This window comes from Streptomyces sp. NPDC006798 (assembly GCF_040635975.1).
Classification (GTDB): domain Bacteria; phylum Actinomycetota; class Actinomycetes; order Streptomycetales; family Streptomycetaceae; genus Streptomyces.
The window spans coordinates 1-10877 of sequence record NZ_JBEYIS010000009.1; the positions used below are offsets into that span (position 1 = coordinate 1).

General features: G+C 72.1%; 11 protein-coding genes. 8 read left to right on the forward strand and 3 right to left on the reverse strand.

Going from position 1 to position 10877, the window contains the following annotated elements; translation table 11 throughout:
* Positions 1 to 325: 325 nt before the first annotated feature.
* The 7 genes from ABZ714_RS07850 (at position 326) to ABZ714_RS07880 (ending at position 6367) form a co-directional block, all read left to right on the forward strand.
* A complete protein-coding gene (locus tag ABZ714_RS07850; RefSeq protein ID WP_358824274.1) occupies positions 326 to 976 on the forward strand; it encodes an HAD family hydrolase in 651 nt (216 codons plus the stop codon).
* Between the two features lie 51 nt (positions 977 to 1027).
* Entirely contained in the window at positions 1028 to 2203 is a 1176-nt protein-coding gene (locus ABZ714_RS07855) for an acetoin utilization protein AcuC (protein ID WP_358824275.1), read from the forward strand.
* A 213-nt stretch (positions 2204 to 2416) separates the two neighbouring features.
* The gene (locus ABZ714_RS07860) at positions 2417 to 3238 is read left to right on the forward strand and encodes a phosphatase (RefSeq protein ID WP_358824276.1); all 822 of its coding nucleotides are present in this window, start codon (positions 2417 to 2419) and stop codon (positions 3236 to 3238) included.
* 128 nt (positions 3239 to 3366) lie between these two features.
* Positions 3367 to 3579 (forward strand): helix-turn-helix domain-containing protein, encoded by a 213-nt coding sequence (locus ABZ714_RS07865; RefSeq protein WP_014046653.1) that lies wholly within the window; start codon positions 3367 to 3369, stop codon positions 3577 to 3579.
* A gap of 143 nt (positions 3580 to 3722) precedes the next feature.
* Positions 3723 to 3821, forward strand: coding sequence for an AURKAIP1/COX24 domain-containing protein (locus ABZ714_RS07870; RefSeq protein WP_003948845.1), 99 nt, complete (start codon positions 3723 to 3725; stop codon positions 3819 to 3821).
* A gap of 244 nt (positions 3822 to 4065) precedes the next feature.
* Positions 4066 to 5160, forward strand: a complete 1095-nt coding sequence (locus ABZ714_RS07875; RefSeq protein WP_358824277.1) for an NAD-dependent epimerase/dehydratase family protein — start codon at positions 4066 to 4068, stop codon at positions 5158 to 5160.
* Positions 5161 to 5194: 34 nt separating this feature from the next.
* Positions 5195 to 6367: a lysophospholipid acyltransferase family protein gene (locus ABZ714_RS07880; protein WP_358824278.1), complete on the forward strand. Its 1173-nt coding sequence runs from the start codon at positions 5195 to 5197 to the stop codon at positions 6365 to 6367.
* Positions 6368 to 6437: 70 nt separating this feature from the next.
* Here ABZ714_RS07880 and ABZ714_RS07885 read toward each other — a convergent pair whose 3' ends face one another.
* The 3 genes from ABZ714_RS07885 to ABZ714_RS07895 form a co-directional block, all read right to left on the reverse strand.
* Positions 6438 to 7730, reverse strand: a complete 1293-nt coding sequence (locus tag ABZ714_RS07885; protein ID WP_358824279.1) for a DUF5667 domain-containing protein — start codon at positions 7728 to 7730, stop codon at positions 6438 to 6440.
* A gap of 400 nt (positions 7731 to 8130) precedes the next feature.
* Positions 8131 to 9060, reverse strand: coding sequence for an ECF subfamily RNA polymerase sigma factor, BldN family (locus ABZ714_RS07890; RefSeq protein WP_358824280.1), 930 nt, complete (start codon positions 9058 to 9060; stop codon positions 8131 to 8133).
* Between the two features lie 317 nt (positions 9061 to 9377).
* Positions 9378 to 10343 carry an HAD-IB family hydrolase gene (locus tag ABZ714_RS07895; RefSeq protein ID WP_358824281.1) on the reverse strand — a complete coding sequence of 322 codons (966 nt, stop codon included), beginning with the start codon at positions 10341 to 10343 and terminating at the stop codon, positions 9378 to 9380.
* Between the two features lie 130 nt (positions 10344 to 10473).
* On the opposite strand from ABZ714_RS07895, the gene ABZ714_RS07900 reads away from it, so the two are divergent.
* Positions 10474 to 10752 (forward strand): glutaredoxin family protein, encoded by a 279-nt coding sequence (locus ABZ714_RS07900; RefSeq protein ID WP_358824282.1) that lies wholly within the window; start codon positions 10474 to 10476, stop codon positions 10750 to 10752.
* The last annotated feature ends 125 nt before the right edge of the window (positions 10753 to 10877 follow it).

Consider the following 10877-nt stretch of genomic DNA (forward strand, 5'->3'; position numbering starts at 1 on the left):
TGCAGGGGGGACCCTGTGGGAGAGTAGGACGCCGCCGAACAATCTTTAGTCAGTGAGGGCTCTGGCCCCTGGAGACAGTAATGTCTCGGGGCCAGAGCCCTTTCTGCATTTCCCCGGCGTTGTCGGTCCTCGGTGCTTTACTCCGGCCCATGGACACCGACCCGGGCATCCCGCCGGGCACGAATGCCTGCTGATCCCCGGCTGCCGGGACCCGGAACTGACCCTCGAAGCGATAACACCTTTTGCTGGATCACCGAAGGGGCCGATCCGGATCGGTGGCCCTAGCAGGCGTAACGGCCCCGGCCGGTTTCCTAGGGTGGGGGGCATGAGCTACGACTTGGTGATCTTCGACAATGACGGCGTTCTCGTCGACAGCGAGCCGGTGGCCAACACCGTACTCGCCTCGTATCTGACCGAGCTGGGGCATCCGACGTCGTACGAGGACTCGTTGCGGGACTACATGGGTGCCGCCGTGCACCGGGTCCACGACCTGGTGAAGGAGCGGTCGGGGCAACTGCTGCCCGAGGACTTCGACGAGACGCTGCACGCCCGGACGTTCGCCGCCTTCGAGCGCGAGCTGAAGCCCGTCGAGGGGGTGACGGAGGTCCTGGAGGGCCTGGTCGAGGCGGGGGTACCGTACTGCCTGGCGTCGTCCGGGAGCCATCAGCGGATCCGGTTCGGGCACCGGCTGACCGGTCTCGACCGGTGGTTCCGGGACGAGATCGTCTTCAGCGCGCAGGACGTGGGCCGGGGGAAGCCCGCGCCGGACCTCTTTCTGCACGCGGCCGAGCGGATGGGTGTCGCGCCCGGGCGGTGCGTGGTGGTGGAGGACAGTGCGCTCGGCGTACGGGCCGCGGTGGCGGCCGGGATGGATGTCTACGGGTTCACCGCGATGACCCCGGCCGACGCACTCGTCGGCGCCTGCGGGTACTTCGGTTCGATGAAGGAGCTGCCGGGGCTGATCGGCCGGGCGTGAAACGTCCCCGGCCGCTCGGTGGCGGCCGGCGGGCCGGATACGGTGGCGGTCATGAGCGGCCGGGGAATGCTGATGTGGGACGAGGCGCTGACGGCGTACGACTTCGGGGACGAGCACCCGATGGACCCGGTGCGGCTGGCGCTGACCATGGGGCTCGTCCGGGCCTTCGGGCTCGACCGGGCCGTGGACGTCGTCGCCGCGAAGCCCGCCGGGGACTCGACGCTGCGGCTCGTGCACCGGGAGGACTACGTGGCCGCCGTACGGGCCGCTTCGGCCGATCCGCGCGCCGCCGACCAGGCGTACGGCCTCGGGACGGTGGACGATCCCGCCTTCGCCGGGATGCACGAGGCGTCGGCGCTGATCGCCGGGCAGTCCGTGGCGGCGGCGGAGGCCCTGTGGCGCGGGGACACCGCGCACGCGGTGAACTTCGCGGGCGGCCTGCACCACGCGATGCCGGGCTCGGCGGCCGGGTTCTGCATCTACAACGACGCGTCGCTGGCGATCGCCCGGCTGCTGGAGCTGGGGGCCGAGCGGGTCGCGTACGTCGATGTCGACGTCCACCACGGTGACGGTGTGCAGACGGCCTTCTGGGGCGATCCCCGGGTGCTGACGATCTCCCTGCACGAGCATCCCCGGACGTTGTTCCCGGGGACCGGCTGGCCGGAGGAGACCGGGGCCGGGGGCGTCGCGGAGGGCGGTGCGGTCAATGTGGCGCTGCCGCCGGGGACGGGCGACGAGGGGTGGCTGCGGGCGTTCCACTCGGTGGTGCCGGAGCTGCTGGCGGACTTCCGGCCGCAAGTACTGGTGACGCAGCACGGGGCGGACACCCACTTCGAGGATCCGCTGGCGCATCTGGCGGTGTCGCTGGACGCCCAGCGGCTGGTGCAGGAGTCCTGCCACCGGCTGGCGCACGAGTACACGGAGGACGGGCGGTGGCTGGCGCTCGGCGGTGGCGGGTACGCCGTCGTCGACGTCGTACCCCGTTCGTGGACCCACCTCGTGGGGATCGCCGCGCACGCGCCCGTCGACCCGGCCGCCGAGGTGCCCGCGGAGTGGCGTGACCAGGTGTACGCGCTGACCCGGCAGCCGGGGCCGCGCCGGATGACGGACGGGCGGTCGCCCCGGTGGCGGGATTGGGGCGAGGGGTACGACCCCGCCGACCGGCTCGACCAGGCGGTGCTCGCGACCCGGCGGTCGGTCTACCCGCTGCGGGGGCTGCTCGCGTAACCGGAGCCGGAGCCGGGCGGCCCTGTCGGATGCGTTCGAACCCGAGAGCGGCCGCGAGCGGGCTCGGCGCGTAAAACCACCGCCGGGTCCGTACGGTCGGCGGCCGTACGGGCCGACACGGCAGTTGTACGGGCCCTGTTGGGCCGAACGCGGTACGGCCGGGGGAATCCGCCCGCCGGTGGTCCCTGCTGCGGCAGCATCGGCCCTGTGGCGGTGAGTCGGGCGGATCGTACGGCGCTGCGGGCGCATCTGGTGGCGGCCGGGCTCGCCGGGGAGGTGTCCACCACCCGGGAGCGGTCGCTGCGCCGCTACCGGATGTTCGCGGCCCGCGACCCCCGGGCCACCCTCGGACTCGATCCCGAACGGCGCTGGGACGAGCGGGACGTGATGGCGCTGATGGCCGACCGGTGCGGGGTCCCGCTGGATCCCGGCCGGGTGTCGGGGCCCGAAGTCATCGATCCCGGACGGACCCTGGACGCCCTGGACGCCTTCGCGGAGCGGCTGGCGGAGGTGGCGGACCGGCGGGGGCCCGTACTGCTGGGTACCGGGCATCCGCACCGGCTGCTGGGGTTTTACGGCGGACTCGCAGACGCTTTGTCGGCGGCGGGCTGTCTCGTTCTCACACCCGCGCAGGGCCGAAGTGTCGACATAACGACCCGGTTCGGCGTACGTACGGGCACGCTGGCGTACGTACAGGGGGTCGCGCTGGTGCGGGGAGGCGGCGCACGGGGCGCGTCGGACGGCACCGGCGCACACACCCATTCACCGCTGCCGTTACGGCTCGCCCTGGAGGGTCTGGCGGCGGCCGGACGGCCCCTGCCCGAGCTGGTGGTGGGGGACCACGGATGGGTCTGCGGGGCTGGTCAGCTGGGTTTTTCGGCCATCGGCCCGGCCGATGCCGACGATCCCGCCGTATTCGTCGGCGAGGCGGAGGGCCGGATCGCCGTGGCCGTACCGCTGGAGGACTCGGCTCCGCCCGATCGGTACCGGCCGCTCATGCGCTATGTACTCAAACGCGCCTGTCTGTCACAGTAGGCGGCCGATGGCTGCTCCTCTTCCCCACTCGTACCACGCGCCCCTAGTCTGGGGAGTGAGCGCACAGCGACGAAGAGTCACCGGAGGGGAAGCCGGTGAGCGTCGTGTGCGGAAGGTACAGGTGGGTCATGGCTGCTGGCAGCGAGAGGCCTCTCAACGAGGTCAAGTTCCTTACCGTGGCGGAAGTCGCCTCGGTGATGCGGGTGTCGAAGATGACTGTGTACCGCTTGGTGCACAGCGGGCATCTGCCGGCGATCCGGGTGGGGAGGTCCTTCCGGGTTCCGGAGCAAGCGGTGCACGAGTATCTCCGCGAGTCCTTCGTGGGGGTGGAATCCGCTTGAGTTCCGGACGCGGGTGGGCCGGGCCGGAAGCGCGGCGACCCTCGGATTACAAGCTCCGAGCTCGGGCGGGTAGGCTAGGCCGACGTAGGTCGTGTGGGCCCAGACGCCCCGCACCGAGTGAGAAGAAGTGAGCGAGGGTAGTCGTGGGCTCTGTTATCAAGAAGCGGCGCAAGCGGATGGCCAAGAAGAAGCACCGCAAGCTGCTCAAGCGCACCCGCGTTCAGCGTCGTAACAAGAAGTAAGGCGACAACGACAGCTGTACGTGTCGTACGTACGACCGTGGCCCCTCCACCCCCGGGTGGAGGGGCCACGGCGCATTCCCGGCCGGAAAGCCGCCGGAGTCCCGAGGCCCCCATCTCGGGGGAAAAGCGGGCCGCCGGGACATCACCTGGTAACGCCGAGCCGCTACCGTGGCGTTTGAATCCGTTCACAGCATGTTCGAGACCGCCGGGTGCCGGCGGTCGGGGCCGAGGGAAGGCGCTGGTCTTGGGGAAGGTCGTGCTCGTCACCGGTGTCGCCCGGCAGCTCGGCGCCCGTCTCGTACGGCGCGTCGGCGAGGACCCCGGCGTCGACCGGGTGATCGGGGTGGACGCGGTGGAGTCCGGGCACGACCTGGGCGGCACCGAATTCGTCCGGGCCGATATCCGGCAGCCGGTGATAGGCCGGATCCTGGCCGAGTACGGGGTGGACACGGTGGTCCATCTCGATGTCACCGGCACCCCGCTGGGCGCGGGCGGCCGGGCCTCCGTCAAGGAGACCAATGTCATCGGCACCATGCAGCTCCTCGGCGCCTGCCAGAAGTCGCCCACGGTCCGGCGGCTCGTGGTGAAGTCCAGTACGAGCGTCTACGGCTCCGCGCCCCGCGACCCGGCGGTCTTCACCGAGACCACCCCGCCCAAGTCGCTGCCCAGCGGCGGCTTCGCGAAGGACGCCGTCGAGGTCGAGGGGTATGTCCGCGGCTTCGCCCGGCGCCGCCCCGATGTGGCGGTCTGCGTGCTGCGGTTCGCCAATATCCTCGGGCCGACGGCGGACTCCCCGCTGGCCGAGTTCTTCGCCCTGCCGGTGCTGCCGACGGTCTTCGGCTACGACCCCCGGCTCCAGTTCGTCCACGAGGACGATGTGATCGGCGTGCTGCGGCTGGCGCTCCACGAGCCCGCCCGGGCCACCCTCAACAGCGGGACCTTCAATATCGCCGGGGACGGGGTGCTGCTGCTGTCGCAGTGCGCGCGGCGGCTGGGGCGGCCGACGCTGCCGGTACCGCTGCCCGCCGTCACCTGGGTCGGCTCCGCGTTGCGTACCGTGGGGGTCACGGACTTCTCGCCCGAACAGATCCGGCTGCTGACGCACGGGCGGGTGGTCAGTACCCGGCAGATGCGGGAGACGCTGGGCTTCACCCCCCGGTACAGCACCCCCGAGACCTTCGCCGACTTCGCGCGGGCGCGCGGGGCCGGACCGCTGCCGCCCGAGCGGGCGGCACGGGCGGTGGACCGGGTGGCACGGGCGCTGGGCGCGGACTCCGCGGCCGACGCCACCCCTTCGGACGGCGGGCGGGCCGTTCCGACTCGTAGCGACGCCGGGTGACGGGCACCGGATCCGGATAAGGAGCGTACCGACGATGGCGGACGCGAAGGTCATTCCCTTCGACGACGACCGGGCGCGCGGCAGTGCGCCGCGGGCCGGGCGGCGGCGCGCGCCCGGCGCCGGGAGCGGTGGGCCGGGCGGTGCCGCCGCGCGTCGCCGGGCCGAGCCCGCGGCGGCCGGGGACGCCGTACCCGAGCCGGGGGACGTACCGGCGGCCCGGGACGGTGCCAAGGTCCGGGCGGTGCCCGTACCGGGGCAGACGTCCGGAGTGTCCGGTGCCGGGGACGCCTCCGCGCGGGGGCCGGAACCGGCCGACGGGCCCGGGAAGACCGAGTGGCCGGAGGACGGCGACCGGGCCGGGGAGGGCGGTGGCTGGGAGCGGCGGCTGGCGAGCGGTCTCGCGTTTCTGCGGCGCCGGGTGACCGGGGATTACGAGGTCGACGAGTTCGGCTACGACCGGGAACTCACCGACCAGGTACTGATGTCGCTGCTCCGGCCGCTCTACGACTCCTACTTCCGGGTCGAGGTGAAGGGGATCGAGAACATCCCCGCCGAGGGCGGCGCGCTGGTCGTCGCCAACCACTCCGGGACGCTGCCGCTCGACGGGCTGATGATGCAGGTCGCCGTGCACGACCACCATCCGGCGGGGCGGCATCTGCGGCTGCTCGCCGCCGATCTCGTCTTCATGCTGCCGGTCGTCAACGAACTCGCCCGCAAGGCCGGGCACACCCTGGCCTGCGCGGAGGACGCGGAGACGCTGCTGAACCGGGGCGAGGTCGTCGGGGTGATGCCGGAGGGGTTCAAGGGGCTCGGGAAGCCGTTCGGCGAGCGGTACAAGCTCCAGCGGTTCGGGCGGGGCGGCTTCGTCTCGACGGCGCTGCGGGCGGGGGCGCCGATCGTGCCCTGCTCGATCGTGGGCGCCGAGGAGATCTATCCGATGGTCGGGAACGCCAAGACGCTGGCCCGGCTGCTGGGGCTGCCGTACTTCCCGGTCACTCCGACGTTTCCGCTGCTCGGACCGTTGGGCGCGGTACCGCTGCCGACGAAGTGGACGATCCAGTTCGGGGAGCCGATCCCGACCGACGGCTATCCGCCGGAGGCGGCGGAGGACCCGATGCTGATGTTCAATCTGACCGATCAGGTCCGGGAGCAGATCCAGCACACGCTCTACAAGCTGCTGGTGCAGCGGCGGTCCGTCTTCTTCTGACGAGGGCAGGACACGACACAGGGGGTGGACCCGGGAACGGATCCACCCCCTGTGCCTTTGCCGACCGCCGTCAGCGGTCTTCTTCCGCGCTCAGTCCGAGGCCGGGGAGGAGGCCGGGCAGCAGCGGCGGGATGGTGATATCGGGCTTCGGCGCCGAAGCCGGGCCCTCCGCCGGAGTCGGCGAGGTCTGCGGCGCCGGGTCGAGCAGATCGCCCGCACCGCCCAGCAGCCCCTGGTCCTGCTTCGGGGTGCTGCTGCCGGAGCCGGTGTCCGAGGGGCGGGGTTCGCCGCCGGAGCGGGGGTCCGCCGGGGCGTCGGACGCGGCCGGGGTCGTACGACCGCCGTCGGCGGGCCGGTCGGCCCCCGACTGCCGGGGCGCGACGGTGCCGGGGCGCTCGGAGCCGCTGCCCTGCTCCGGGGGAGAGGGCAGCAGCGACTGGAGCGGCAGGACCTCCTGCTCCATGGCGTCGAAGACGTTGTCCACCTCGGCGCCGACATCGGTGAGCTGGACCGGGAGCCGCTCGCGCAGTCCGTTCCAGGTGTCCCGGTGGGAGCGGGAGAAGGAGTCCAGCTTCCGGATCGGGCCGAGGGACCCGTCCCGCTCGTACGCCGCGTGCAGCAGGCGGTGGCCCTCGCCGACGTCGTGGCGCATGCCGTTGAGCGCGCGGCGGACCTCGCCGATGGACTCGTGGTCCATCGAGCCGGAGCGGGCCCGCTCCATCAGCCGCCTGGCCTCGTTCAGCCGGGTGGACGCCTGGTCGAGGTAGAGCTCGCCGCGGTCGGTGTCGCCGTCGGTCATGCCGAGCCGGATGTCCTCCATGCCGCGCTTCAGCCCGTACAGCGAATCACCGGGGAGGGCGTCGGAACTCGCCGCCGCCACCCCGCCGAAGGCGCCCGCGGCCACGCCGACCGTCAGGCCGCCGGCCGCCAGGCCCTTGGACCAGCGGGAGCGGGGCCGCAGCCGCCGGAACGGGGAGGCCCGATGCCGGCCGGGCTTCCGCTGCTCGGGCACCGTAGGGCCCGCGGACTCCGGGTCGGCCGGGCCCGCGGCGCCCGCGGTCCCTTCCAGGAACATGGCCTCCATCGCGGCCACCAGTTGAGCCCGCTGAACCACCTTGACCTCGGGGTCCAGCTCGGGTCTCGGCAGCTCGCCGAGGCCGGTCGCCAGGGCCAGCATCCGTGCCTGCTCGGGCCGTTGCGCCGCGGGAGCCGCGGCGGCGGCCGATACGCCCGGTTCGCCGGGGCGGCCCGGGGCGTCCGCGGTCGGGTCCGCGCCCTCTTCGGGTCGCTGCGAGGCCGCCTGATCTTCCAGGGCCTGGGCGAAGGCGTTCGCCCGCCGGTGCGCCGAAACGTTCGCGATCACTGGCGGCACCTCCTCTCGTCATGACGATCGACTCCCCTGGGTGTCTGGAGGGTTGCACGATCTACGCGCATTACCACGATCGAGTGAGTGGCTGCGGGCAGGGCGTGACCACAGGGAGCCTGCATCTCGCACAACGAGCGGCGCGGCACTTGGGTTACGCGCGAAAGATGATCGGACCAGTGCGTCATCGTGGCGTCACCGAGGGGTATGTCGGGGTCGGGGGACGGCGGGGGGTGGGTGGAACCGGGCTTTTCGGCGGGGTGGAGCGGGTGGAGCTGCTGGTGCGGGGTGGTGCCGGTGGTACGGGTTCGTACGCTCCGGGCTCTCGGAGCCGGCGGGACGGGCGGTACGGGTCGTACGGGCGGTGCGCGGCCGTGCGGCGGGGGTGGGGCCCCGGGGTTCAGCGGGCGTCCTCCGGCAGCAGCCGGGCGAGGGTCCGTACGGCACGGTACTGGAGGGTCTTGATCGCCCCCTCGTTCTTGCCCATCACCCGCGCGGTCTCGGCGACCGAGAGACCTTGCAGGAACCGTAGCGTGACGCACTCCTGCTGCTGCGGGTTGAGCTTGCGGACGGCCTCCAGCAGGGCCGCGTTGGAGAGCGATTCCAGGACCGAGTCCTCCGGGCTGCGCTCGACCTCGTTGGCGTCGAGCATCTCGCCGGTGGTGACCTCCAGCCGGAACCGGGAGGACTTGAAGTGGTCGGCGACCAGATTGCGGGCGATCGTCACCAGCCAGGCGCCGAAGTCACGGCCCTGCCAGGTGAAGGTGGAGATCCGGCGCAGGGCGCGCAGGAACGTCTCACTGGTGAGGTCCTCGGCGGTCGCCTTGCCGCCGACCCGGTAGTAGATATAGCGGTACACGGTGTCGCTGTACTGGTCGTACAGCCGGCCGAAGGCGTCGGCCTCACCGGCCTGGGCGCGTTCGACCAGCTCCATCATGCGGGCGCTGTCGCTGTCGGCGCTGGGGCGGCGCACCGCAGAAGACGCAGAAGACGCAGACGATGCGGCGGACGTAGAGGAGGAGGCGGACGCGGCGGCCGGGGTGGTCGGCGCGGTGGACGCGCCGCTGCCGGTCCGGCTGTTGCGTCTGGCGACCGCACGGCCCCCGCCGGACCGCCTCCCCTCGACGACGGCGCTGCGCGCCGGGCCCTCGTTGTAGCCGTCGGCGAGGGCGTAGCAGGGGGCGGCGGGGCCGCCGGCGGTGGTGAGGCGGGGCAGGGCGGCGAGGGCGGGGACGGCGTACGCGGTGGGGACGAGCCCGCGCAGATGTTCAAGAACCGTCGCGCGGAGCGTAGCCAGGCCCGAGGCGTCAACCCCGACGTGTGGGTACACGGGACTCCCAGAGGCAGAGCTTCCATCACGTGCAGTGCGGGACCGTTCACCCGTCGTGGCGATGGGCGGGTCTCGTATGCGTCTGAGGAGAATAACGCTTCGTACAGGCAGTGCTACACCCAGTTGCTCAAATCATCGTTTCCGTCGCTTCTGTTACCCCTCGACGACACAAAGTGGTCCTGAAACTGACCACTTGTTGATCGGAAACGTTCGTTTTCGGTCGGGTGGGGTGCTGCGCGGGGAGGAGCCGTCGTAACCGTGTTCGGCCCGGCGGGGTCCGCGGAGCCGGGGCGGTGCCGGAACGGGGCGGGTGCCGGTCAGCGGCGGCGGCGGTGCAGGGCGACGGCCGCGGCCGTACCGCCCGCGAGCGCGCCCACTCCGGCGGCGGCCGGGATGCCGACCTTCGCGGCCTTCCGGCCGGTCCGGTAGTCGCGCAGCCGCCAGTCGCGTTCACGTGCGTGTTTGCGCAGCTTGGTGTCCGGATTGATCGCGTATGGATGTCCTACGAGCGAGAGCATCGGAATGTCGTTGTGCGAATCGCTGTACGCGGCGCAGCGCGCGAGGTCCAGCCCCTCGGCGGCGGCCAGGGCCCGGACGGCCTCCGCCTTCGCCGGGCCGTGCAGCGGTTCGCCGACGAGCTTGCCGGTATAGACGCCGTCGACGGACTCGGCGACCGTGCCGAGCGCGCCGGTGAGACCGAGCCGGCGGGCGATGATCGTGGCGGTCTCCACCGGGGCGGCCGTCACCAGCCACACCTTCTGGCCCGCGTCGAGATGGGCCTGGGCGAGGGCGCGGGTGCCCGGCCAGATGCGGTCGGCCATGTACTCGTCGTAGATCTCCTCGCCGATGCTCATCAGCTCGGAGACGCGGTGGCCCTGGACGATCGAGAGCGCCGACTCCCGTACGTCCTGCATGTGCTCGGGGTCCTCGACCCCCGCCAGCCGGAACCAGGTCTGCTGCCAGGCGAACCGGGCCAGCTCCCGGCGCTGGAAGAACTTCCGCTTGTAGAGGCCGCGGCCGAAGTGGAAGAGGGCGGCGCCCTGCATCACGGTGTTGTCGAGATCGAAGAACGCGGCGGCGCGGATGTCGCCGGGGACCGGGAAGTCCTCGTCGGGCTCATCGGGCCGTCCGGGCGTTTCGGGCGTGGCGAGATCGGTCTCCGGATGGGGTTCGTCCAGGTCACGGGTCGCCTTGCGCGCGGCCTCGGCCGCGGCCTCGCCTGCGAGCACGCTGCGCGCGGTCGCGGAGCGCCGTCGGGGGGTGAGCCATCCACGTGCGGCCATACCGCGAGCATAGCCAGTCCGTTCCGGGGATCCCTACCCGCCGGTATGCGGCGGGGTGAACTCTTCGGCGCGTTCCCGTTACGGGGTGGGGCGGCGGTTCCGTCGCCGGGGTCCGGCGGAGAATGGGGCCATGAGTCCTCTGCTGCGGCGCAACAAGAAGAAGGCGGCGCGTGACCGGGTGGTCACGCTGATCGGCAAGCCCGGATGTCACCTCTGCGACGACGCGCGGACGGTCGTCGAAGCGGTATGCGCCGAGACCGGGGCGTCATGGGAGGAGAAGGACATCACCGTCGACGAGGCGTTGCACCGGGAGTACTGGGAGCAGATTCCGGTGGTACTGGTGGACGGGGAGCGGCACACGTTCTGGAAAGTGGACGCGGGGCGCCTGCGGCGCGCTCTGGAGGGGTGACGGGGCGCTCCGCTGGGGTTCCTGTTGCCGTGCCGTGCCGTGCCGTGCCGCGCCCGGCGGCCTGATGTCGTCAGCGGTCCGCGGGCCGTGGCCGGCTGGTCGCGCGGTTCCCCGCGCCCCTGGTT